Annotated in this window: 15 protein-coding genes and 1 pseudogene; 11 read left to right on the top strand and 5 right to left on the bottom strand. The window is 38.4% G+C overall.

Going from position 1 to position 26,786, the window contains the following annotated elements:
- The first annotated feature begins 140 nt into the window (after nt 1-140).
- Together M1F26_RS09720 and M1F26_RS09715 are read left to right on the top strand one after the other, a co-directional pair.
- On the top strand, nt 141-7,460 hold the full coding sequence (locus M1F26_RS09720) for a C80 family cysteine peptidase (protein ID WP_200129122.1): 7,320 nt from the start codon (nt 141-143) through the stop codon (nt 7,458-7,460).
- 191 nt (nt 7,461-7,651) lie between these two features.
- Nucleotides 7,652-8,536, top strand: a complete 885-nt coding sequence (locus tag M1F26_RS09715) for a DUF362 domain-containing protein (protein ID WP_140172155.1) — start codon at nt 7,652-7,654, stop codon at nt 8,534-8,536.
- Between the two features lie 40 nt (nt 8,537-8,576).
- On the opposite strand, the gene M1F26_RS09710 is transcribed toward M1F26_RS09715, so the two are convergent.
- Nucleotides 8,577-9,458 (bottom strand): alpha/beta fold hydrolase, encoded by an 882-nt coding sequence (locus tag M1F26_RS09710; RefSeq protein ID WP_140172156.1) that lies wholly within the window; start codon nt 9,456-9,458, stop codon nt 8,577-8,579.
- Nucleotides 9,459-9,700: 242 nt separating this feature from the next.
- On the opposite strand from M1F26_RS09710, the gene M1F26_RS09705 reads away from it, so the two are divergent.
- Complete coding sequence (locus M1F26_RS09705; RefSeq protein ID WP_140172157.1) at nt 9,701-10,237, top strand: metallophosphoesterase; 537 nt, start codon at nt 9,701-9,703, stop codon at nt 10,235-10,237.
- Here M1F26_RS09705 and M1F26_RS09700 read toward each other — a convergent pair.
- The 3 genes and pseudogenes from M1F26_RS09700 to M1F26_RS09690 form a co-directional block, all read right to left on the bottom strand.
- The gene (locus tag M1F26_RS09700; protein ID WP_140172158.1) at nt 10,234-10,863 is read right to left on the bottom strand and encodes a transcriptional regulator; all 630 of its coding nucleotides are present in this window, start codon (nt 10,861-10,863) and stop codon (nt 10,234-10,236) included. The genes M1F26_RS09705 and M1F26_RS09700 overlap by 4 nt on opposite strands.
- A 118-nt stretch (nt 10,864-10,981) precedes the next feature.
- Nucleotides 10,982-11,671, bottom strand: a pseudogene (locus tag M1F26_RS09695) (pyridoxal-phosphate dependent enzyme); the annotation flags it as partial.
- An 84-nt stretch (nt 11,672-11,755) separates the two neighbouring features.
- On the bottom strand, nt 11,756-12,145 hold the full coding sequence (locus tag M1F26_RS09690) for a RidA family protein (RefSeq protein ID WP_180359529.1): 390 nt from the start codon (nt 12,143-12,145) through the stop codon (nt 11,756-11,758).
- A gap of 361 nt (nt 12,146-12,506) precedes the next feature.
- On the opposite strand from M1F26_RS09690, the gene M1F26_RS09685 reads away from it, so the two are divergent.
- The 5 genes from M1F26_RS09685 to M1F26_RS09665 all read left to right on the top strand — a co-directional run bounded on the left by M1F26_RS09685 (nt 12,507) and on the right by M1F26_RS09665 (nt 23,226).
- A complete protein-coding gene (locus M1F26_RS09685; RefSeq protein WP_140172161.1) occupies nt 12,507-16,241 on the top strand; it encodes a DUF4132 domain-containing protein in 3,735 nt (1,244 codons plus the stop codon).
- 24 nt (nt 16,242-16,265) lie between these two features.
- Nucleotides 16,266-17,375: an ATP-binding protein gene (locus tag M1F26_RS09680; protein WP_140172162.1), complete on the top strand. Its 1,110-nt coding sequence runs from the start codon at nt 16,266-16,268 to the stop codon at nt 17,373-17,375.
- A gap of 105 nt (nt 17,376-17,480) precedes the next feature.
- Nucleotides 17,481-20,027 (top strand): DUF5682 family protein, encoded by a 2,547-nt coding sequence (locus M1F26_RS09675; RefSeq protein WP_140172163.1) that lies wholly within the window; start codon nt 17,481-17,483, stop codon nt 20,025-20,027.
- Nucleotides 20,027-21,181, top strand: a complete 1,155-nt coding sequence (locus tag M1F26_RS09670; RefSeq protein ID WP_140172164.1) for a VWA domain-containing protein — start codon at nt 20,027-20,029, stop codon at nt 21,179-21,181. The genes M1F26_RS09675 and M1F26_RS09670 overlap by 1 nt, the downstream gene beginning before the upstream one ends.
- The gene (locus M1F26_RS09665) at nt 21,178-23,226 is read left to right on the top strand and encodes an SWIM zinc finger family protein (protein ID WP_140172165.1); all 2,049 of its coding nucleotides are present in this window, start codon (nt 21,178-21,180) and stop codon (nt 23,224-23,226) included. The genes M1F26_RS09670 and M1F26_RS09665 overlap by 4 nt, the downstream gene beginning before the upstream one ends.
- Nucleotides 23,227-23,272: 46 nt before the next feature.
- Here the strand turns inward: M1F26_RS09665 and M1F26_RS09660 are convergent, their stop codons facing one another.
- Nucleotides 23,273-23,767 (bottom strand): MarR family winged helix-turn-helix transcriptional regulator, encoded by a 495-nt coding sequence (locus M1F26_RS09660; protein ID WP_140172166.1) that lies wholly within the window; start codon nt 23,765-23,767, stop codon nt 23,273-23,275.
- 84 nt (nt 23,768-23,851) lie between these two features.
- Here M1F26_RS09660 and M1F26_RS09655 point away from each other — a divergent pair, with 84 nt between their 5' ends.
- From M1F26_RS09655 to M1F26_RS09645, 3 genes are all read left to right on the top strand, one after another.
- Nucleotides 23,852-24,724 carry an EamA family transporter gene (locus tag M1F26_RS09655; protein ID WP_140172167.1) on the top strand — a complete coding sequence of 291 codons (873 nt, stop codon included), beginning with the start codon at nt 23,852-23,854 and terminating at the stop codon, nt 24,722-24,724.
- A gap of 116 nt (nt 24,725-24,840) precedes the next feature.
- Entirely contained in the window at nt 24,841-25,476 is a 636-nt protein-coding gene (gene alkB / locus M1F26_RS09650) for a DNA oxidative demethylase AlkB (protein ID WP_140172168.1), read from the top strand.
- Nucleotides 25,477-25,670: 194 nt separating this feature from the next.
- Nucleotides 25,671-26,696, top strand: coding sequence for a threonine aldolase family protein (locus M1F26_RS09645; protein ID WP_140172169.1), 1,026 nt, complete (start codon nt 25,671-25,673; stop codon nt 26,694-26,696).
- The last annotated feature ends 90 nt before the right edge of the window (nt 26,697-26,786 follow it).

Raw genomic sequence — 26,786 nt, 5'->3', positions numbered from 1 at the left:
TGGTTTATATTTTAATAGTGAAATTATCTTGAGCGTTGTTAATTGTAGTTAATCTTAATTGTTTTTTTATATATTTTACTGATATGGTAATCTTGTTAAGTTGAAGGTGGGCTTTAATTTGACATGGAAAGAAAACTCAGATGATAAATGTAAATGATAAGAAAACTAATGATAAAATAATTAATAAAGATGATGATTTGATATTTTTAACGGAACACATAGATGGCAGTCCATTAGTAGGGGAGCAGTCTTCCGAACTTAAAAATATATCTAACTGGTTTAATCCTATAGATGAATTCACAAGGCTTACAATTTTTCATCATTTAATGAGTCGGCCTACAAGTGACTCGACATATAATTATCATGTTTTAATCCAAATAGGAGGTGATGACACAGCAGCTAAATCAACGGGGAGATTATTAGCAAAATTTCCTAGTAATTCGCTTGTTATACAGTTTGATATTAAAAATGAACAGTGGAAAGTACTACATGGTGATTTACAAACTCAAGTTAACGGGAAAATACGTTGGGCGGTTATTGGTCATGGTCAATATACTGGACGTAACCAGCAAAGCCACCTTGAAGGGTACCAAGCTTACCAACTTATTACAGGGTTGAAGTATCTTAAAAATGATGTACTGAAGGTATATCCACCTAATAAGATTGTTTTGGCAGGCTGCCAATTAGGACGCGGGGGGGTAAATGAAAACTTTGTTTTTAGGGCAAGTGTCGAATTAGCTAAGCATGGAATATATCTTCCAGTAGTAGGTTATAATCGACCTATCGGTGTCACGAGTGACAGTAAAAAAATAACTTGGCCATATAATTTAGCAGGGGAAAAACAGTCTACTAAGAATTGGCGGTTGGAAATTAATGTTAACCAAACTAACCAACAGAGCTATATTAATGGAAAGCATGCCAGTTTATATTTTATCGATGAGCTAAGAAGTGGTGAGTTAGAAGTTTGGCAATTAATCAAAGATGACCATTCTACTACTATGGATATTTTTAGGGATCCAAATAATGAATATAAAATCGATATTGATTTGATTAAAAAAGCGGCTTTTAATCATGATGCATACGCTATTTTTAAACAGAAGTTAAATGCGAAAGATACTCAATTTAATAGTGATTTTAGAAGTGAACTAATTCGTGAATATGAAAATGTTGGAATATTAGAAACACCATTATGGTTAATGATTAATAAAAACGATGTCAATGCTAATCCACAGAAATTTAATGATACTGTCAAAATTATTATTCGTTCAGGGAGAGGCTCTATAGGCAAAAAATATGCAGAAGAACTAGTAAAATATTCCCCCGATAATACATTAGTGTTTCAGGTAAACCCGAATTCGATGGAATTTTTTTCAGAGTATGGAGATATAGAACATTTACTAAAAGCATCTAAACAACAGTGGATATTAATAGATAATCTTCATTCTGAACCTGGTTTTATTCAAAACTATGCTAACTCATTGAATGTATTAAAAACAAGATATGCTTTTAAAATGCCAGGAAATATTATTCTATATTTAACCGATAAAAAGGCACTTTTGACAAAAGAAGAAAAGGCGATTTTTGGCGAGGAGTTGACGAGTAAGCTAAAAATAAATGGGATATATACTAAAATTTTTTTAGAAAATAACTTTGAACCAAGACATAAAATAAAAGCATTACTTGAAGATATTAGTATAGGTAATTTACTAGCAGAGCATATTGATATTAATAAACACCTTTATTTAAAAGGGTATTTTACATTCCAAGATGGAAGTGTCGATAAGAACAAATTAAATATTGCAGCATATGACCCCATTATCAGTAAAAAAATTAATAAAATTTGTGACGCTGAGAATGAAAATGATTTCTCTCATATGTGGAATTCAATATTTATTGATGACGACACCACTAGGATTAAACAGCAAGCTATTGAAGTAAAAAATATTTTAGAGTTTTTGAGCCTCCAACCTGAAAAAATAAACTACTTAAGTAAGCAGTCTATAAACCGTTTGAGTGAGCTATTCCCTAGTGGGCAAGGCTTTAATCATGCAGAAGTTTTAAAACTAGTCCAAGATCCAATGAAATTAAGAGAATATAATCAATATATGGATGATTTTTTAATCCTCTATATAGATATTGAAACCCCATTTGGAAACGCAAAGTCATTAAAAAAAGAATTTAGATTAACTTTAGATTTACATGAGAAACGAAAATCTAATTATGCAGCATTATCTCAGTTATCATATAAAGTGGGGTTCAATGTTACAGTAAATAAATTGCCAGTTGAAATACATTCATTTGAGAATATCTGCTTTTTACGCCTTTTACAGCATAGCAATTTAACTGACGAACAAAGTTTGCAAATTAAGAGAAAATTTGAAGTTTTAACCAAGCTAACACGGAAAAAAGAATTAAGTAATATTACCAATAAAGAGCAGGAAGTGCTCAATAGATTTGATGAAATATATCAATCGAATTTTGATTTATTAGGAGCTGTTTCTAATGAAATAAATGAGCAATCTCATATATTATTATTTGATAATATGGAAAATAATCAGATTATCACTTTTCAAAGTGATAAGGAAATATATACAATTACAAGTTATTCACGTAATGATAAGTATTTTTTGACTTTATCTGATACGACAGGTGTCGAACTTGTTATTGGCCATTCAGAATTTAATCAGGCAAAGAAACACTTATCTAATGTTTTTAATGATTATATTAACCAAGAAATAACGCAAGAGGATGGCTCAGTATCAACCAGAGGAAATATTGCGGGATTTAAGCACAAAGTGGGTGAAGCCTTGTTTGGTGAAGTGCAAATCATAAATACAGAGAGTGAAGCATACCTCAGGATGCGGCAAAGCATAATGAGTGAGCTAGATATTTTTTTTAAGTCATCAGCAATATCAGTGATTGATGATACGGAAGTTACTTTTGGCGAGCAGGTAACATCATTAAATAAACTTAGATATATTGGGGCAACAATAAATGGTGAGCCACTAGATTTTAAACATATTCAGGTACCTAACTGGGAGGGGGATGTTAAATTTAACCCTGATAAATTAGCGTTCCAACTAACCTTTTTAACTGAGGATCTAAAAGATACTAATCTCATTAAAATGCTTAATAAGAGTTTGCAAAATGACCAAATAACACGACGCATTGATGTTAACTCAGAGATCCAACCACGGGCAGTACTACATGAACAATTGCAAATTATTCAGGGATCACAACTTGATAGTCAAGCTGGTGTAGATAAAACGGTGGGGGATTTACGGCGCATTGGTATTAAATTACCAGCCTATGCCAAAATAGCTAATTATTTTGGACAAGGAGTTGGTTCTACAGGGATATTTCTAACAATCAACTCTGTTTACCAGTTGATCGATGAATTAGATAATCCGAATCTATCAGAACAAGAAAGACGAGAAATACAGAAAAACCTTGATTTGGCCTGTGCAAATGCATTTTTTAATTATGGGGACATGGTCTTGCAGCCCATTTTACTTAAGCTGGCTTACAAACAAGCCGGGTCATTTAATGTATCATCAAAAATTACAGCTCGTATTACAATTATATTTAATTTAATTGGAATGGGATTAGATATTTATCAAGCTTGTGAAGCATTTGAACAACTAGACAGGGTTACAAATGATAAAGAGCGCCAAGACTTAATTGTGAATGGTTCTTTGTCAATTGCTAACATTATTGTGGGTGGTGTAACTATAATTGGTATAATCATTGGCTCATCGGTAATACCTGTCGTTGGTTTAATTGTTGCAGGTTCCTTATTAATTGGAGGGATGGTATATACAGGTATTCGCGCAGTAGAAAAAATTGAAGATGAGCTCGGTGAATCTCTAGACTGGGATGAAAAAGCCAGAGAAGGTATTCGTGCTGCACTTGGTTTTCCTCCATCAGACAATATATTAAATCGATTTAGTTATAAACAGCATTTAACACACTTCAAAAATATAAATTGGCAACAAGACTTAGATACGTTCAAGTCGTCATTCTTATATCAAGGTTTTGATGAACACTTACAATTGGTTGGTAAACCGATCCTTGTTGAACATATCAAACATTATATTTATTATAGAAATAACTCAAAAATAATTAGTAGTGCAGAGTTTTTTGGTGTGGATAACCGTGGACCCCTTAGTCATATTGATAGTGATGAAATAGGGCCTTACTATACCATCGAGCAAATTAATTTTATTCGGGAAAATTATCATTATGACTCTCAAGATAATCGTTGGGTAAAAAGCTTTCAAACACAAAGGGTCAATGAACTGAACTTTAATTATCGTTTTAGACTAGTGAATAAAACGGCTCCTATCGCTTATAAAAATATTGGCGAGGAGGTTGCCAATGACATTATTGTACTTAATCCTGAGTATGATAGCTTATTACTAAAACAATTTTTACATAAAAATGAACTAACTACTTTTTATAACATAAAGAAAAAACAGTCGGTTGCTACACAACTAAGTTCATTATCAGCATCAGAGTTACGGCTATTCCAGGCCAGAAATAATTATACCAATACGATTCACCCTGATATAAATAATGATATCAGAGTGAATAGACTAGGGAATGAATTTTTAAACCAGCCTATTGATATTGCAAGAGAATTATTAAGTGAGAAGCCTAGGGTTATTTATGAAGGCATGCAAAATATTGGTTACCGATATGAAAATGAAGCAAAGCAAAAAAACATTAGTTTTAACCCAGGGAATGGAATAGATATTATCGTTGGGAAAAAAAATTCAAAAAATTTATTTAACATCAATGCAGGGAGTAAGTTTCTCGTAGGCGGCGAAAAAGATGATATTACAAATTTATCATTATTATTTGATAATAACATTGAAGAAATTAACGAAATTTATTTTGATGGTAATGGAGGGAATAATAGTATAATCATTAAAGACATTCCATCCAACAGTAAAATAGATATCGATTTGAACAAGGGAAAGTCAGAGGTGGCCTTCATTAATCATAAAGTTAAGACGATTCATTTGCGCAATGTTAATGATGTGATGCTAATTGGAGATATCTCTACGACAGCAGAATTATTAGGTAATAAAGAATCCAACACATTAGATGCAGGGGCAATGACTGCATTTATTCAAGGTATGGAGGGGGATGACCATTTAATATTTGAATCAGGGATAGTCAATGGTGGAGAAGGCGATGATAACTATTTTCTACGTCGTGTTGATTGGCACAATAATCAAGATGAATTAAATGATAATTTATTAGAATTATCAGCTGTAATTATTGAAAATACACAAGGCCAAAGCCGAGTAAATTTAGGGTATATGTTAAGCGAAATAAAGGATGTCAGTATTTCTGGTAATGATCTTATATTAACTATTGAAATGAAATCGGATGAGCCAGAAACGAAAATTTTAACACTGAATATTACTTTAAAAAACACGTATAGAATCGATAGTAACGGTAGGGGAATATTTCACAGGTATCAATTATATACAAGGGACGGATTTGTATTAAATACTAAGCTAAATAATTTGGATTCAAGCGCTTCACACATTATAAGTGAAAATATTTTCAATATTACTTATCAGGGTAGCGCTAGCTCTACAATGAGTATTGATAAGAGTGAAAAAACAATTTCAGTTGATAATGAAATATATGATCAACCTTTATGGGGAGATTTTAAATTTCATGGGTTAGCGAGTAAGTTAGAATATAAAGGAGAGAGTAATGATGACCACCTTTTAATGGTCAGTAGAAACAGTCATATCATGGTTACTAAAGGAAGAGATGTTTATCAAGTTAACCCAGATCAGATTTTTCAAGGTAAAATAATTTTTGATTTTTCAAATATTAAACCAGAAATGGAAGATGAGTTTGATATGACCATTTTATTACCTTATGAGAATGGGTTTGATATCAAGACATTGGGAACATCAATGTTTTTATATGATAAATTCAGTAATAAAAAAATTGAAATTAGCTTCATTAATTTATCATATCCAATAAGTAAAGAAATTTATATTAAAGACGGCCATGCGAATTTGTTTAGGATAAAAATGGGACAGGATTCTCATAACATTGAACCAATTGAGTGTTTGGAATTACCAACAGTAAATGATGATTACATAAAAATTCCTAAGGGATATAATTTTCGTTATCCTATTCTAGATACAAACAATGGTGATGACCTAATTGAAGACAACAGCATGATAGGAAATATCATAAATTCAGGGGAAGGTAATGATATTATTATTTCAAATGGAGGAGTGAATGTTTTGTATGGAGGTAACGGTGATGATTATGTATATGGTGGTGAAAATAGTGATTTAATTCTATCTGACTTGGGTAATGACAAACTTGATGGACAAGGAGGGGATGACCACTATTTAATTGATGGAAGTAAAGGGGGCGGTAATACAGAAATATTAGATCAAGTTGGATTTAATAACATTCATTTATTTAATTTTAAAGCACAGTATGAGGTCATAGACGAACGGGGAGAGACTTATCATTTTTACACATCGCAATCTAATTTGCGCACAGTCAAAGTAAAAATGCCCCAAAATAATAAAAATAGCAATAATCAAGTTTATCATCATCAGCGGTTACCCTCCCATATGCCAGTCCATATTCATAATGATGGTATGGCACATTTAGTTCGCTACCTTGCTGAACAGCGCCAATATAAAAGAGAATTAGCGCCAGAACAGATTTGGCACCCTATGGATGAGTTTAAAAATTTTTCTAACGAGTTAAGCTTTTCATCAATTCTTGATACAAAGACAAAAAATATACATATTAGTGAAAATACACCATTTAGGCGCTTGTTTATTCGGACAAGGGGACCAGAACAAAAAGTTTGGGATAGAAGTGGGGTCGGGCGGGTATTTAAAGCGCAAGCGGTAACTGGAGCCATTTCAATTCCAGATGGTATTTACGGAAATAATGTTCTTTATGCATCAACAAGTGATACCAATTTATATGGTGGTGAAGGGAATGATGTCTTCATCTCTAATGGTTCAAATGGGTTGTTAACAGACGCTAGCGGAAAAAATAGTTTTATTATTAATGGCGAAATTGTAGGCTGGAATTCACTATATAGCCTTGGCGGTGAAAACACGATTTACCTCATTAATTTTAATAAGGACGTTATTCGAGAAGAGCCTGACCACCGAAGTAATGCAACTCGATATATTTATACTTCAGAGCAGGGACGTAGTGTGAAAATATTTCAGTATCCGAATACGATAGCTCCCACAGTAGTTCATGTGCGGTCTTTAGAGGGGCAAAATGAGCATTCTACCCAACAAAAATTGAATCATTTAGTGGAGACGTTAGCGACACTACGCCTACAAGACGAAGAAAACTGTATTGGTATTCAGGATATTGAATATTTACAGAAGAATTGGGAGCCCACCAACCTTGTTGATAATTATATGAAAAAAGCGAGTTAGAAAGGATGCGTAAACCACAAGGCTCCAAAATACAGAGAGTTTTGTGGTTTTTAAGTAATTATTTAGCCCAAATCATCTTTATCTACAGAGTGTTGTACTAAAATAGTGTAAAAATTAATGCTAGAATTTAACTATTAAATATAACAATTTTTAAATAAGTTATTTTTGTTGTAACGGGAGAGTGTAGAGCAATGAGACGTTTTATTAGTTTAGAGCTGCCTCCTGAACCCATAATTAACGGTCAGTGCGTAAGAAAACGCCTGAAAAATAGCATCTGTGATAATTGTGCCACCAGCTGTCCTGTGGGTGCGGTATCGTTTAGCCATATGGATGCAGAAATTAATAATGAATTATGTTTTCAATGTGGTAATTGTTTATTTGCTTGCCCTGTCGATGCCATCGAAAATATCAAACCCCATGAACGTAGTTATCAAGGGGAATTTTTGATAGTAAACCATGATGAGCCGATTGCTAATGCGGACGAACTGATTGTTTGGCACCGGCAATATGGCATTCGAGGTATGCAAATCGCTGAACCCTGGGTTGATAAATGGTTGCCAACGATTGCGGCATTAAATTTAAAACTCAAAACATTACAAGAACCTATTTGGCAATTACGTATTGTTCAGCCTGAACAAGTCGATAGCGGTCGTCGGATGATGCTATTTCGTCAAAAATTGGATTCAAAGCCATTAGATAAGGGGCAGGTGAAAACAGGATTAAATGCAAGAAAACAATTTTACCCTGAAGATAGCTGGTTTAAGGTCGAACTAGACACGGAAAAATGCATTCTTTGTGGCGCTTGTGCCAAGATGTGTGATGAGCATGCGATAGAAATTGAAAATAACCAATTTTTGATAGATGAAAAACGTTGTACTGGTTGTATGAGTTGCCAAGTCGTTTGTTTTCCTAAATCTATTCATGTACAAAGCTATACAGCTAAAAATAACGTGCCGAAAATCTTCCATTATTATGATGCGCAGTGTCATACCTGCCATTTACCTTTTTCTTCTTGGGAAGAAAATACCCATATTTGTCCAATTTGTGCACAGCATAAGAAACAAGGTTGGTTATAAGGATGACTAAGGCTCATTTTTAGAGCCTTAGTATGTTAATTTATTGATTTAAGTGATTAATTATCAATTTAGCGATTAGTGGATTAATCATTGGTGGCGTTTCATGGCCCATACCGTCAATAATCTCCAATTTTGCATTAGGAATATTGTCAGCAATGTCTTTTCCTGCAGCTAAAGGAAAGAGCGGATCAATTGAACCGTGAATAACCAATGCAGGGGCGTTGATTTGCTGAATATAAGGACGCAGATCTCCGGTGACGGCAACAGCAACAATTTGGCGTTTTGTTCCTTCCGGTGAATGATTGCGTGTGAGTGACTGCAGTATATATTCACGATAATAATTTTCATCAAATGGGCCAAACGTTGAGCTGATCCGGCGATAAAACGCAAGCTGTCCTGATAAATACCCTTCTAAATCTTCTTTTGGGTTAGCACTTGGGCTCATCAGCATTTGCATAACATCGGGAGCGCTTTGTGGCAGTGCTGGGTTCCCTGTTGATGACATGATCGCGCAAAGAGAGAGTGTACGCTCAGGAAACTTTGCAGCCACTATTTGTGCTATCATTCCGCCCATGGAACGGCCGATAACGTGGGCTTTATCAATAGATAATGTATCCAAGAGGTGGATAATATCCTCAGCCGTATCGAATAAAGTATAAGGAATAGGGAAAGGTTCACCTTTTTGCATTTTTTCAATCAATACCCCTAAATCAATAGGTGGGAACTCATTGATATGATGAGATAAACCCGCATCACGGTTATCTATACGTAAGAGATAAAAACCGGCATCTGCAATCTCCTGACAAAAGTCTGACGTCCAACTAATGTTATGGCCACCTAAGCCAGGGATCAGAACAATGGTGGGATTATCTGGTGTACCAAATGAATCGTAAAAAAGTGGAACTGAATTGGTTTCGGTCATTTTTCTTCCGGAATTGTTATTAATAAATAGAACTATTTATATGCCGTAGTTTCGTTGTAATTGCGAGCCATAAAAAATGGCAATGATTACCTATGATATAATTGAAATATACCATGGCAATGCAATATAAACCTGTTTTTCAGTCAATTCTGTAAAGCAATTAAAAATCATTGAGATATGATAGCTAGCAAGCAAATCGTTTGCTTGAGTAGAATAATTATTAATATATTTTTAGGTTTTATATGATTTACTTTATTTCAGATACCCATTTTTGCCATTCGAACATTATTAACCTATGTGATCGCCCGTTTAAAAGCACCAGTCACATGAATGATACATTAATTCATAACTGGAATGCGTATGTTACTGATCATGATGAGATTTACATACTAGGTGATTTTTTATACAAGGGTAGTGGTGCGGATGCCAATAAAATATTACGCCGTTTAGCGGGGAAAAAATATTTGATCCGCGGCAATCATGATAAATTTTTAGACGACCCTGAATTCGACCAATCGTTGTTTGAATGGGTTAAAAGCTATTATGAGTTGGAATATCAAAAACAGAAATTAGTGTTATTCCATTACCCAATATTAGAATGGCAAGGCTTCTTCCGTGATGCGATTCATTTATATGGACATGTTCATAATTCAGGTAAAGACCCTGAGCAGTTTAAGCGTTTAGCGGTATTAGGGCCTCGAGCCATTAATGTCGGCGTAGATGTGAATGATTTTTTCCCTATCAGTATTAAACAGATATTAAGAAAGGCAAATAGTTAACTTTCTTTTTTGGCATACAAATAAACTGAAGCCCTTGATATTCCTAAGTGCTGTGCCACCGTTTCCATGGATTTTTTCACATCTAACAGGCCTTCATTGCGTAGCACTTCAATTAAGTTTTTTCTTTCGTCCGCTTTCAATGTGCGTGGGGTTGCTGCTAAGGCTGCTGCATATTGGTCAATACGTATGCGAATCGCTTCGGTCCCATTAGGCTCAATATGCTCTTTTATTGGGCTATTTCCCACGTCAATAAATTGCGATAACATACTTTGCATACTTCTAAATAACGTCATATCCAGATTTAAGCATAATGCTGCGATATATTTCCCTGACTCATCTTTAATACCAATCGAAGTACTTTTTACTGGGCGCCCATCGGAAAATTGGTTGGTATAATTGGCTATGATGTTCGGAAAATCTTCAGATTCAATTCTTGCATGGCCGAGTTCGGTAGTTGGCTCACCAACTTGGCGACCAGATAAGTTATTATGAATCGACAGGATTGAGTGCTCTGGATTTTTAAGGTCGTGTACAACAACCTCACAAAAAGGGGCGAATGTTTCACTAAGACCTTTTGCAATAATTTCAACTTGAGCCAGTAATGAATTATTTTTTTGTTCTGACATGCAATTTCCCTTCATCTATCAAGCGTTAATCCCTAATTTTAACCTATTTTTCGTATTGCTAATAGATGAAGGGTGGTGATCATTATGAAACTAATTCTTTATAAAACTAGTTAGCTACTTATGAAACTAATTGTGCAAAGTGCTGAATATCAACATTGCCACCGCTGACAATGATCCCCACGCGCTTACCTTGGAACTGTTCTTTGTGGGCAAGGGCAGCAGCATAGGACAAGCAACCTGTCGGCTCAACGATAATTTTCATGCGCTCTGCATAAAATTTCATGCGGTCAATTAGCTGTTCATCGGTTACAGTGAAAATATCATCAACCTTATTTTTGATTACTGCAAAGGTGTAGTTACCTAGATGTTGGGTTTGGGCACCGTCTGCGATAGTTTTTGGCGTGTCTATATGTACAATTTCCCCTCGACGAAATGATTGTTGTGCATCATTGCCCGCTAAAGGTTCAACCCCATAAATTTGGCAATTAGGCGATAATTCTCTGGTTGCAATGGCACACCCTGAGAGTAAACCTCCTCCACCTAAGCAAACAAATAGGGCATCTAATTCACCCACTTCTTCAATCAGTTCTTTGGCTGCTGTGCCTTGGCCAGAGATGATATCAGGGTGATCATAAGGTGGAATAATGGTTAACCCCTGTTGGGCTGCGAGTTGCTGGCAAAGTATTTCTCTATCTTCTTTATAACGATCAAAGCGGATAACGGTGGCCCCGTAACCTTGCGTAGCTGCAACTTTAACGGCAGGTGCATCATTGGGCATCAGAATGGTGGCTGGAATGCGCAAAACCCGCAATGCGTCGTGCCGCTGCTTCCACATCTTGATAAGTCGGTAATATTAATTCTGACATATATAACCCCAATGAATAATAATTAATTAAGCAGACACTGCAACGGCTTCAATTTCTAAGGCTGCACCAAAATGCAGTTCAGCAACACCTGCGACAGCACGGGCTGGGCGATGGTCACCTATCCAATTAGCATAAACTTGGTTAAATAACGGCCAATTTTCCATATCTGCGATATAAACTCGGACTTGAACCAACTGTGCTTTACTACAGTTAACGGCATCTAAACATGCTTGTAAATTATCAAGTACAAGCAAGGCTTGCTCTTGGAATGACACGTCAATCACCGCATTGCCGAGCTTATCAACGGGTAATTGTCCTGAGATAAAAAACAAACCATTGGCAGTAACACAGTGTGAATAATGCCCTTTGGGGGCAATGAGTGTCGGTGCATTCACACACTCAATCCGTTGACTCATATTTACCTCATTATGCATAAAACACCTTGATTGGATTTTTAGTCTAATATTAGATTATGTGTTTAGTCAACGCTTTTCTTCGCGAAATAAATTTGATGTAAATAACAACAAACTGTTATCAAAATTGCCATCAACATAATAAAAAGAAAAATAGAGATATAAGACAGTTAATTAAATTATTTACTGGGCAAAAGTTAATTATCAAGAGTAAATCTACTGGGATATTCCTATAGGCAGAATTTAAATTGGCAGGGCAGATTGAGCGATATATCTTAATTAAAAATGATTAAGAATAATCAAATTGTGACGATATCATTAAAATGATAAGAAGTTGTTATATAAATACTTTTAGGGATATCACATGGCGAAGTTCACATTTAATCTTCTTTCAATTTTTGGGAAAAAAGAATCACCTGTTGCAGAACAATATTTACAAGAAGCGCTTTTGCCTTTGTCAGTATTAGATGAAGCATTGCCTAAAACTGTTTTAGAGTATGTGCTAGATGGAAAATCGCCAGAAGTATTGGTTCAACTAAGCCAATTAGATAACGAAAAAGCGGTTATTTTACTCGATAAACCTGGCACCGTAGATTGGTGGTGGGGGGGAAATAACTTTAACTCGAGCCAATATAATAAATTAATTCGCCAAGGGGCAAACGCAAGGCATAAATTATATTCAAAAGTGGGTGATGGCATTACTGCATCACAGATAGCCCGTTTTGCTAAAGTGTTAGCGGCGGCATGCCAAGATATCAATATCAAAGTATTAACACCTGAATTACCGTCATGGATGAGTTATTTAATGGGCGATGCTTTTGCAAAAACCTATGATAATTCGCGAGATACTAAGTTAGAACATCGAAAACATTGGCATTTTGACCTATTAACGGAAATCATCGCAAAAGAAACTGATAAACCGGCTAACACTATTTTATATATTATTTTCGACCGTCATCATTTATCCGATTATCATTATGATAACTTAAATCGGCTATTTTCCATTCCAGGTTTCAAAGCGTATTTAATCGCAGAGCAAGCATTTATTAAGCATACATTAGCCAATCATTTATCCGCTGCTGGGCAAATTCAATTAATCAACACTTTAAAGAAAGATGTTGAGCTTTATACGCTTTTCGCAGATATATTAGTTGCTTTTGCTACTAGTTCTTTAAAAACAGTACGTGCGGCTGCGGAACCGACAATGGCAATTTTACCTGCGCAATCGGTCACACAACATTTAACAAAAATTCTAACAGAGGGAACACCAAAACAGCGTACCCAAGCCGCGGATTTATTTGCCCGTATAGGGGAACATCGTGAGATATTAGAAGCTGCACTAACAACTGAAACCAATAAAACGGTACTTAAAAGTATTGAAAGTGCGATTTCGAGATTCTCAGTCATGGATACTGCCAGCCAAGTTGAAGAGACTGAGTTACCTGAACTCGTTGAATTAGAAGATACACCACTGCCTGAAAGTGCAAAAGAAATTTTAGTTAATAATTTCAATGAAATGCTGCAAAAAGCAAAAGAAAATGCAGAAAATGAAATTGAAGAAAATAAGAAACAGAAGCACAGCTACAATTGGGCGCAACGCCATTACAAAGAATTCCAAAAACTCAATGCGCAAGCTTGTTGCAAAGTGATTGATAAACTGAATTCAGGTAAAGAAATTATTACTGACCATGAATATAGCGTGGTGAAATTTAAAGAACGTATTACTAACTTGCCTGAGTTTACGTTATTCCATGCATTACGTCTGATTAGCCATAACCGAACAAATGAAGAACATTTATCCCATTATCATCTTACTCGGGAAGTTCCACCAAGAATTCTTGGGCAAATAGAATTGCGCCAATTAGAAAAAACGTTAACACAATGTCATTTTAAAAACGCAACACGGTTGATTGCAGACCTTTGCTTACGCTCATATGCCAATGGGTTAGCCATTTTTAACCAGCCAGCACAAGTTTGGCCGTTTTTCATTCAACATCCAGATTTTATTGCAGAAGCATTGGGTTTAATCCCTCAACAAGAAACTCAGCGCTATTACCAAGAATATGATGCGGCGAGTGGAATTGATGTGCTTGCAATGTTGCCGACCATTCCTGCGCGATTTATTCCACGTATTATGGAGTTGGCCCTAGGGGAAAATAAAACCCATCGTCTGAGTGCGCAGAAACTACTAGAGACATTACCGAATATTCATCTTAATGCAGCAGAAGGGTTAGAATCAGGCAAACAAGAAATTCGTGTCACTGCCATTGAATGGCTGGCACGTTTGAATAATCCAGATTCATTAAAACCACTCTACGCCTTATTAAAGAAAGAAAAACGGGAAGTTGTGCGGGCGGCCTTATTAACCGCTTTGGAACAATTTGGGGAAGATATTTCTGGTTACCTTGCACCTAAAGTGTTATTAGCTGAAGCGCAAAAAGGGCTAAAAGCGAAAGCACCTGCCAGTATGGCATGGTTTAACCTAGATTCTTTGCCGGTATTAACTTGGCAAAATAATAAACCCGTAGAAGCAGATATTATTCGCTGGTGGGTGATCCTAGCGGTTAAATTAAAAATGCCAGCAGGGAATGGGCTGCTACAACGTTATATTGGTTTGCTTTCGGTGGAGAGCCAAAAGAAACTAGGCAGTTTTATTTTAAATAGCTTTATCGGCCAAGATATTGCTGGGCCGTCATTAGAAATGGCAATGGCGGAAGCAGAACGTGATGCGCCAAAACGCTTAGCTAATTATCAAGATTGGGTGAAACGCTGGCCTGAATATTATAGTCAGTATGAAAACTATACTTTAGAACAGACATTTAATGAGATAAAAAATGAAGTTCTGCGCCGTTATTTAGGTTCCGCTATTAGTGATAAAGGAATGTTAGCCCTGATCTGTGGCATTGAAGGGCATCTTGCCGTGACCACATTGCGTAACTATATGCGTGATCACTACCAGCGCCGTGCACAAATTGAAGCCATGATTGATGCGGTTGCAACGAGTAATGACCCACTGATTATCCAACTATTATTGTCTCTTTCTCGTCGTTATCGTACCGCGTCAGTTCAGGAAAAAGCACGCGGGCTTGTTGCTCAAATTGCTGAACGTAATGGTTGGAGCGCAGATGAACTCGCAGATAGAACGATACCGACAGCCGGAATGGATGAAACAGGTATCTTGGCACTTGAATACGGTGACCGCACGTTTACCGCGAAACTGGACGCACAGCAAAAACTCGTTTTGTTTAATCCTGAAGGTAAAGAAATCAAAGCATTACCTGCTGCACGCAAAACAGACAATGAAGAATTAGCTAAAGAATCTAAAAAACTATTTACTGCGAGTAAAAAAGAGCTCAAGCAAGTGATTGAACTACAAACTGCACGTTTGTACGAAGCGATGTGTGCAGAGCGCCTTTGGACAACGGCAGACTGGCAGGAATATATTCAAGCACACCCAGTGATGCGTGGGCTTATCGAAAAATTAGTTTGGATAGAAACGAAAGACAACAACATTCTAAATGTATTTCGTCCATCAGACGATGGCAGTTTATTAAATTTAGATGACGATGAAATCACGTTATCCACTGATTCTTATATCAAATTAGCCCATGCTGCATTGGTCAGTGAAGATGAGCGAAAAGCGTGGATAACGCACTTTACAGATTACAAAGTGAAATTTTTATTTTCACAAATGGAACATAAAGTCCCTGATCTGGATCTGAAATTAACTGAAATTGAAGACCGTAAAGGGTGGTTAACCGACACCTATACCTTGCGTGGCGTCTTGACGAAAATGGGTTACCAACGTGGGCAAGCGGAAGATGGTGGAAGCTTTACCCATTATGCAAAACATTTCGCTAGTTTAGGTTTTTATGTCTATATCGAGTTTAGTGGTAGCTATGTGCCAGAGGAAAATATCCCAGCCGTCTTATTTTCACTAAGCTTTGAAAAATCACAACAAAGCTCATGGAACCGCAGCTATATCGAGTTAAAAGATATCCCGCCTATTTTATTAGCTGAAAGCTATGCGGATTATTTAAAAGTTGCGGATGCGTGTGCAGGTTTTGACCCTGAGTGGGAAAAGAAAACACCTTGGTAAGCGGATTTAACGTAGGATTTTGGAATGACTAAAAATAAAACAACACAAGGGAATGTTCTGCGTGAAAGCGCAGAAATTCGTTTTGCCGATGAATTGGCACGTTTAACCGAAGCGGATAAACAAAACCCGAAACCACAAGGGTGGCTGCGTTCACCTCGTGCCGTTAGGCAATTTATTTTAGGTGATGAATCACTCAATATTTCTGCAAAGTTTTTCGGTGATGATGCTTTGGTTGACCGTGCAATTGTGACGTTATTAGGTAAGCAAGGACTAATGCTAGTAGGGGAACCCGGGACGGCAAAATCCATGTTATCTGAATTATTAGCTGCTGCAATTAGTGGTGATTCAGGTTTAACCATTCAAGGAACCGCGGGCACAACAGAAGATCACATTAAGTACTCATGGAATTATGCATTGCTATTGGCGGAAGGCCCGACGGAGAAAGCACTGGTTAGTTCGCCGTTATACCAAGGTATGCAAGAAGGTAAAATTGTGCGTTTTGAAGAGATCACACGCTGCCCCCCTGAAATACAAGATGTGCTGGTGAGCTTGATGTCAGAAAAGCAAATGATGATCCCTGAAATGAAAGACAATGCACGGATCAGCGCGAAACAAGGCTTTAATTTAATTGGTACAGCAAACTTGCGTGATCGCGGTGTTCATGAGATGTCATCAGCACTAAAACGCCGATTTAATTTTGAAACCGTGCGGCCAATCCAAGACCCTGCATTTGAAATTGAACTGATTAATAAGCAATTAACCACAGAGTTAGCTGACCTGAACGGCCAAGTGACAATCCCAAGCAACGTGATTGAGCTGTTGGTTACGACATTTCAAGAATTGCGCTCAGGAAATACTAAAGATGGAGGCAATATTAAAACGCCAGACGCGGTTATGTCGACAGCCGAGGCCGTTAATATTGCTTATGCATGTGCGCTTGAAGCTCATTACTTAGGCGATGGTACGCTCAATGCAGGAGCAGTTGCACGGCAGCTCATCGGTGTGGTTTTAAAAGATAACCCTGATGATATTAAACGGATGCGTTATTACATTGATAATGTCGCGAGAGAAAGGGCAAAACATAGCCAAGACTGGAAAGTTTTTTTTGATGCATCGAGGGCATTTTGGCAATAAGTTTTCATAACAAGGGTAGAGCCGTTATGGTTCTACCCACTTATTGTCACGATGATTAAATCAGCAAAGGCCATTCAAGGCGAATAACCCTTAGGGAAATCAGCGGTGAGCTTGCTATCTATACCTTTACCAGAACGCATTGAAAATGCATTACACGACAGGCAACAACTTGAATCAGCCGGTATCTACTTTGCACCTATTCGGCATCATAGTCCCGCATGTGCATACAGCACGTTGTCTTTGATTGAACAAATCAAACCTGACTATGTTTTAATCGAGGGACCCGATAGTTTTAATGAGCTACTGACGAGCTTATTACATCATGATACCCAGCCACCCGTCGCCATTATGGCACAAACAGAATTAAAACCGACACAAACAGATGATAAAAGTGACGCTGTCACTCGCTCTGCCTATTTCCCATTCTGTGAGTATTCCCCTGAATGGCAGGCTTTACAAATAGGTCAGCAATACCAAGCCCAGCTACGTTTTATTGACTTACCATGGACAGCGCAAGTTAATGAAGACGAAGCTAATGATATGCAATCTCAAAGTTTGCAGAAAGAGCGTTACTTAGTGCATAGCTTATTTATTAGCCAGCTTGCGAAGAAAAGTGGTTGCCGTGACCATGATGAATTATGGGAACAAATTTTTGAATTAAGAACGATTGAACAACTGGCAGATTGGCCTGCATTTTTTATGGACAGCTTTATATGGTGTGCATTGGCACGACTTGATTATGAACCCCAAGTCCTTGAGTCAGAAGGTTCTATACAGCGTGAGCAATATATGCAAGCACATATCCAAACCATTAAAGCCCAACATCCACAGGCTAAAATTGTGGTGGTAACGGGGGGCTTCCATACCCTTGCTCTTCTTGAAGGGTTGGAAGTGGCTCACAAACAACAATTTAAGCTTTCTGCGGCACAACAAAAAACGTTTATCCAACAGCAAAAACTGGGTGAACAAGACAAGGCTTGGTTCATTCGCTATAGCTATGACAAACTCGATGCATTAAATGGCTATGCATCAGGAATGCCGTCCCCTGCATTTTACCAACAATCATGGTTGTCATTGTTACAACAACGCCAAGCGCAGATGGCGGGAGATAACCAGCCTACGCAAGCTTATCGAAATCGTCTAGGTGTTGCCTATCTTTCTAAAGTTGCGCATGTTTTACGTGAAAAGCAATTTGAAGCTGCTCCTGGTTTTTTATCGGTTAAACTGGCCGCAGAGCAAAGCATTCGTCTTGCTGCCTTTCGTGGGCATGCCGGACCTGGGCGATATGATCTGTTAGATGGGTTACAAAGTGTTTTTATCAAAGGTAGCTTAGATGAAAGCCAAATTGAGCTTTTGCAGGAAATAAAAACCTGTTTCTCAGGCTTTTTACTCGGGAAAATCCCCAAAGGGACAGCAACGCCTCCGTTGGTCACTGAAACTTATGAAATAGCAAAAAGTTTTCGTTTCAAGCTTGATGACACCTTAAGTAAGGTGAGTCGCTTAGATGTCTATCGTAATCAACAACATCGTGCGCGTAGCCGATTCCTACATTTATTAGCATTTCTTGATATCCATTTTGCTAAGCATCTGTCTGGGCCAAACTTTTTGTCTGGTAACCAAATGGATTTATTGTTTGAAGAGTGGCAATACGCGTGGACGCCCAATGTTGAAGGGGAATTGATTGCTTTATCGGAACAAGGAACACAATTAAAAGCTATCGCGCTAACCCGTTTGTTTGAAATGGAAAGAAACCTAGAACAGCAAGGCGTTAGTCGTTCAAGCCAAAGTGCGGTCGCACTACTTATGCAAGCTGCATTAATTGGGCTGCATCAACGAATGCCTGCATTGTTTTCTTTGTTGGATGGCTATATTCAACAGGATGCAAAGTTTGAATCCTTGATAGCTTGTGGTCATAAGCTTGTTCATCTGTGGCGAGGGCGCCAATTCTTTGATATTGAAGATGGTTTTGCTATCGAAGCACGTTTAGATGCCCTGTTGCAACAAGCGTTTTATTGTTTTGCACAAATTACACAAGGGGATGAACAGCAGCAGGAACACCATTTTTCAGCATTACTTGCTTGCCGAGAATTAATCACTTTTATGCCTGAAATTAATAAAAATCATGATTATAGCATCGATTTTTATCATGAATTAGACCGGTGTGAAGGGCTGTTAAACCATGCGCCTCTTTTAAAAGGTGCCGTTGATGCTTTGCGTTACCTTGGGGCGAAAATTGATGAAACCATCCTGATAGAGGAAATTAAGCGCGCGTTCAGCGCTGGTAGTGATCCCGAAATGGCAATTGGCTATTTTATTGGTGTGATGCGAACTGCACCCGAGTTAGTCTTACGCATGCCATTACTCATTGATATGTTAAATCAGTTACTTAGTGAATGGGATGAAGGGCGTTTTATTCAGGTTTTACCTGATTTACGGTTTGCGTTTAGTCAGTTAACTCCTAAACAAAATGCACAAATGGCACAATATGTGGCACAAGACTTAGCGATTGAGGCAAAAGAACTCACACTGCACCAAACAGAATTTAATGAACAACAAATGATGCAAGTGATTCAACTCGAACAACAGTTACAAGGCCAGCTGCTTGAACTGGGGTTGCAAAATTGGCTTATTAGCACTCAGGAAGGCAAATAATGAGTCAGAAAAATGTCATATTAACCCCTGAACAGCTTAAATTGGCTAAGCGCTGGCGTTTAATACTTGGGCAATATGCCGATAATGCACTTGGTCAGGCCGTCTTTAGTGCTGAAGAGTTAAAAATAGAATGCTCTTTGGACTTTTTATATCGTCGGGAATACCAACGCCGAGGTTTAAAGCAAGAAGCTGGGCGCCATGGTTCCTTAGACGCTTCTCAATTAACGGCGGTTAATTGGTTAAACCAAGCGCGTAAATTGTTCCCCAATAGTACCTTTGAGCGAATGCAATCCCAAGCATTAGAACGTTATGAGATCAGTAGCTTATTAAAGGACCCACAAGCGCTAAATGCCATGGAGCCAACAAAATCTCTCGCAAAAGCGTTGTTAAGCCTACGCGGGAAGATGAACGAAGAAACCCGTGATGCTGTCAAAAATATTATACGCAAAGTGGTGGATGATATTTTGAGTCAAATGCGTAACCAATTTCGTCATGCATTAACAGGGCGGCGTAATCGTTTTCGACGCTCACTGGTCCCAAACAGCCGTAATTTTGATTGGCGAGGAACTATTGCTGCCAACTTAAAGAATTATGATAAACAAAATCAACGGTTAGTGATAAAAACGCCTCATTTTAATTCTCGTCAACAACAACACTTACCGTGGGATGTGATCCTGTGTGTGGACCAGAGTGGCTCAATGGCGAGCTCTATTATGTATGCGGCCGTGTGCGCGAGTATCTTAGCGGCATTACCGACTGTACGCGTATCTTTGGTCGTTTTTGATACTCAAGTTGTTGATTTAAGCCACCTTGCACACGACCCTGTTGAAGTGTTAATGACTGTGCAATTGGGTGGAGGAACGGATATCGCTAAAGCGATGCAATATTGTGAAAGTTTGATACGTAACCCAAAGCGCACGGTGATTAGCTTAATCAGTGATTTTGAAGAGGGTGGCGCGCTGAATCATTTACTCAATTGCACACAACGTTTGCATAGCCAACAAGTGAAGTTATTGGGTCTAGCGGCGTTGGATGATGAAGCACTTCCCGTTTATGATCCTGAAATTGCCCAAAAACTCGCAGATAGAGGGATGCATGTTGCTGCATTAACCCCGGAACATTTTGCCCAATGGTTAGCAGAGGTCATGCAATGAGTTGGAAAAACAGTTATTTACAGTATGACGACGATGCTTTAACTGTATTTGCGAATGTGGGGTTACTTAGACGTGCCCGCAAAGATGTTGAAAACCAAAAGGTTATTCCAACAGACTTAGGAGCTGGCACATTCACGAGTGATGGGCAGAGCGTTTCTTTAGATGCGCAAGGGATCCAAAAGGCCACTTGTGATTGCCCTGCAATAGGGTGTTGTAAACACATTTTGGCAGCAGTTTTGTGGGTGCAGTCGAATACAATCGAAGAAAGTGATCTCGAAGAGTCGATTACCAGTGAAAGTGACACAGTACTAAGCGAATTATTGGCACTGCAACCAGAGAGCCTAATCACACAAGCCACTAAGCCTGAACTTCGTTTAGCGTTGAAATTTGTCGCACAGTGGCAAGACAACGAACTGGTTTATGACGCGCAATCCAACCAGTTAAAAATAAGTCTGCCAGAATATGATGAGCCCATTATTTATATGCGTAATAGTGGCTTGCAGGGCATGATTTCATCTCTACCCGAAAAACAAAAAAAGGCGATTCACCTCGCTATTATTGCAAAACTGAAGCTTCAGCATGGCCAAGATTGGCATTGGCCAGAAGAACTCACCGCAGGTCAAGTTCAGCAACAGGGACTTAGCCAAGACGATAAAGTGGTGATGGATTCAATCGAACAATTTATTCAGGATATGTTACGGCAAGGGCTGTCGCATATTAGCCAAAGTAGTGCTAGCCAGTTGCAATTACTGAATATGTCAGCGCGTGCTGAAGGATTGCCTCGCTTAGCCAATTATATGAGACGCCTTAGCCAGCAAGTCAGGCGGTTAGCTGATAAGCACTTTACAATGGATGAAGGGCAAGTTTTACGGTTGATAGCTGAAATATCAGCTTATTTGCATCAATTATCAGTAGCAAATGAACATCAGCTTATTGAGCTCAAAGGGTTGCAAAGACGGCAGTATAGCAATCACCCCATGGAATTTGATTTATTGCCTATCGATGCAAATTGGTGGAAAACCGAAAGTGGTGCGATTGGTGCTACATTGAGCTTTTGGGATCGACAAAATAAAAAAATCATTCAATGCACGCAAGGTCGTAGTAATAGCCTTGACCCAACGTTTAATCGACAAAATGTTTGGCAAACACTGGCGTTATGGAAACATACCGCCGAGAGTTTGATGAAAACTCCCTTTAAATTGCATTCACCACGGGTATCAGAGGAGGGGAAATTATCAGCCAGTGGCGAAAGCTATGCCGTTAGCAGTCAAGAAAATGGGATAACAACCAATGATTACCTTAACATTAAAGCTGAATTCGGTTATACCGATTGGCAGTTAGTGGCTAACGAGTTACCTACACTCACACAGGACAATCGGTTTTCTCCCGTTTTATTGCATATTACTAATTATGAGCCGCTCTATTGGGATGAAACAGAACAATGTGTCTTGTGGACGGTGACTGACGCACAACAAAATCGGGCATTCTTACGTCTAAATTGGCAAGGGAGTGATGACCATAAAATTGAAGAGTTGCGGTTTATGACGAAACAGAAATGGCCAATTTGTGCTGTGACGGTGCAGGTAAGCCATTCGCAAGAGGCGATCCAGTTGGTGCCCAAGACGCTATGGTTAAAAAATGAACAGGGCGTTGAGCTGTTCTACTTAGACTTTGAAAGTACACCACGTAAGAAACAACGTTCAGGCTTTTTTAATAAAATTATCGAATATATGGCAAAAAAACAGCAAAAAAGCCAAGTTTTTGTGCCTGAACTAACGTTGGCGAGCCAACTTGTTCGGCCAATACTTTCAGTATTAGAAACGCAAGCGTGTACAGGAAGAGAGTGCTTATCCCACAATCAACAAAATGAAATTGCGTATGTCATTAAAACACTTGAGGATTTGGGGGCTCTTTGGTTGGCTAATCAATTCAAACCATTGATTGCCTCCAGTGACTTACAGCCCCAAGTACTATTACAGTTAGTCTATTTATGTGACCGTTTTGAGAGGCTGCAAATGCCATTGCCTTTTCAATTTAATCAATAACATAAGAGGGAGTAAGATCACTCCCTCATTATGCATCAACAGCGTGTTATTTCTCATTAGACTCAAATGACGCTAAGAATGTCCGCAGTAACTGATCTAATTCTTGTTGCTCTTGTTGCGATAATTTAGCGACGAGACGGGCTTGGTTTTGTGTATGTACTTCAATAAGTTGGTTGATTAATGTTAACCCTTCGGTTGTTAACGAAACCAAAAAACCGCGACCATCATCAGGATTGGCATGGCGGATGACTAAGCCGGCTTTTTCCAATTGGTCTATTCGATTAGTCATGGTCCCCGATGTGACCATCAATGTCGATAGCATTTCCCCCGGGCTCAGCGTATAAGGGGACCCTGCTCGGCGCAATGTCGCAAGCACATCAAAGCTTGAGCGGTTAAGGCCAAATTGTGTGAAAACCTTTTCCATTTCACGAGTTAAGTGAAACGCGATGTTACCCAACCGACCAATTAACCCCATTGGGCTAATATCGAGGTCAGGGCGTTCTCTTTCCCACTGTTGAGTGATTTTATCTATTCTATCCATAGGCAAATAATGGCGCTTATTTATCTTGACGTCAAGGTAAAGTCCACATATCTTGATGTCAAGATAAATTAAGAGAGTAAAAATATGAATCGTATAACGGTTTTAGGGCTGACCGCATTAGCACCGATCGTGTGGGGGAGCACATACTTAGTGACAACAGAAATGTTACCCGCAGGGATACCATTAACATTGGCGGTGTTGCGCGCATTACCAGCAGGCTTGCTACTGATATTCATTTTACGAAAGCTTCCTGAAGGTATTTGGTGGTTACGTGTGATGATATTGGGAGTTTTAAATTTTTCGTTGTTTTGGTGGTTATTGTTTATTGCTGCATATCGCTTACCCGGTGGTGTGGCTGCAACGGTTGGTGCTGTACAGCCATTAATTGTTTTATTTTTAAGTCGTTGGTTGTTAAATAACCGTTTATCATCGGTATCCATTATGGCATCAATTGCAGGGGTCTTCGGGGTGGCGATATTACTCTTAACACCGAATGCCGCTTTAGATCCGCTAGGCATTATTGCGGGGTTAGCTGGTGCATTATCAATGGCTGCAGGAACCGTATTGAGTCGCCGGTGGCAGCCACCTGTCAGTGCATTAACCTTTACATCATGGCAATTAACCGCGGGTGGGCTAGTATTATTACCGTTTGCCATTATCTTTGAGCCAGCGTTACCAACATTGAGTTCATTGAATTTAATTGGGTTAGGGTATCTAACACTTATTGGTGGGGCATTAACTTATGCCTTATGGTTCCGTGGACTTGCCATATTAGGCCCAAGTTCCGTTGCTTCGCTTGGTTTTTTAAGCCCCGTCAGTGCGGTGGTTCTAGGGTGGCTTTATCTCAACCAACAACTGAGTATCTTGCAATTCGTTGGCATGGTCGTCATTTTGCTCAGTGTGTGGGCTAGTCAGCGAGCGGAAACACGAAAAGTGACTTTAGCTTATAAACGTTAAAGTCAACCCTATAGGCTGCTCATTACTGGTAAGTTGTTCATTGAATGTAATGAACAACTTTTTCCTGTGTTAATATCCATTAGAACATTCGCGCGGCCTATAAATGAGTGTCTAATATGTTATTTCCTGATGAAGATAATATCGTACAAATTGCACCAGAGGCTTTTTTACTCAAAGGTTTTTTACTGGGGCAAAGTGATGCATTATTGCAGCTATTAAGCAACGTTATTGCTGCTAACCCATTAAGGCATATGGCAACACCTAATGGTTATCAAATGTCGGCAGCAATGACTAACTGCGGTGAGTGGGGTTGGGTAAGCGATGAGAAGGGATATCGCTATAGTAAACGTGACCCTGTCACTAATGAACTATGGCAACCTATGCCTATTCCATTTGTTCAATTGGCTATTTCCGCAGCGAGCGCTGCTGGCTTTGACCATTTTATCCCAGATGCCTGTTTGATTAACCGCTATGCAGTTGGCGCTGCAATGTCATTGCACCAAGACAAAAACGAATCAGACTTCACTCAGCCAATTGCCTCTTTTTCTTTAGGATTATCAGCCATGTTTGATTTTGGTGGGGTAACGCGAGAAGCGCCAAAAATTGCAGTTTATTTAGAACATGGGGATGTCTTGGTATGGGGAGGTCAGTCGCGGTTAAATTATCATGGAGTACGTCGTGTTAAATCAGGTGTACACCCATTGTTAGGGCCTTACCGCTACAACTTGACGTTTAGGCGTTCTCAACCCTAAATTCGTCTTTTACAATATACCAACTTATCAATTAAATAGACCATGAATGACTTAATATTTCATCTCAGTAGATTAAAAAATATTAATCGTTAAATTTGGTATTTATATAGAAAAAATATCATTGAATAATAAATTGGATACACCTATAAATGATGATTATAAATTAATGTAACTAGGTATTGGTAGGTAAGTAAATGTATAGCTTTTTAAATGATTATAATGAGATAGCTCACCCTGCAGTTATGCAGACTTTAAATGATTTATCAGGGAAACGTTTTAAAGGTTATGGCACTGATGAGGTTTGTAGCAGGGTCGCGGCTCAAATTAGATTAAGAATTGGCCAACCTAGTGCGGATGTTCATTTCTTTAATGGCGGTACAATTACTAACCTGACAACGATTTCCCATGTATTGCGACCTCACCAAGCGGTGATCACCGTGGAGAGTGGCCATATCGCAGTCCACGAAACGGGGGCAATTGAAGCGACAGGCCATAAAGTCATTACCATTAATTCTCCATCAGGTAAATTAACCCCCGCACATATTACTAAAGTGTTATCTGAGCACGGTGATGAACATACTGTCCAGCCTAAGCTTGTTTATATCAGTAATTCAACCGAAATTGGCACTGTTTACCGTAAACAAGAGCTAGTTGCGCTACGCGAGATTTGTGATGCCCATAACTTGTTATTATTTATGGATGGTGCTCGCTTGTCTTCTGGTTTAATGTCGAAATATAGTGATTTAACCATTGAAGATGTTGCGCAGTTAACTGATATTTTTTATATCGGTGGAACGAAAATAGGCGCATTAACTGGGGAGATCTTAGTGATTGTAAACCCTGCATTGCAATCAGATTTCCGTTTTAGTATTAAGCAAAAAGGAGGGCTACAAGCAAAAGGTTGGCTACTCGCGGCCCAGTTTGAACCACTGTTTAATGATGATTTGTATTTTAAATTGGGAAGTCATCTTAATGAGATGGCATCACAATTAGCTTCATTTTTTGCCGAAAAGGGATTCCAGTTTCTTGCGCCCGTAGAATCAAACCAAGTTTTTGTTATTTTCCCCAATGCATTGGCGAATAAATTATTAACGCACTACCAGTTAAGCTTAATTTGTCAGCCGACACCGGAAACCACCTGCATTCGCTTTTGTACCTCATGGTCAACAACTCAGCAAGATGTAGACAAATTAAAGCAGACTTTCCAAGCTTTATTTTAGGTAATTATCATCCCAATAAATATTTCCGATATTTCGCCTATATTTATTGGGTTTTATTTATCATGATGGTGGCATATTGATGACATTAAT

Origin of the sequence: Providencia sp. PROV048 (assembly GCF_033688165.1) — a bacterium.
Taxonomy (GTDB): domain Bacteria; phylum Pseudomonadota; class Gammaproteobacteria; order Enterobacterales; family Enterobacteriaceae; genus Providencia; species Providencia hangzhouensis.
This window is presented reverse-complemented; position numbering and strand designations above follow the sequence as displayed.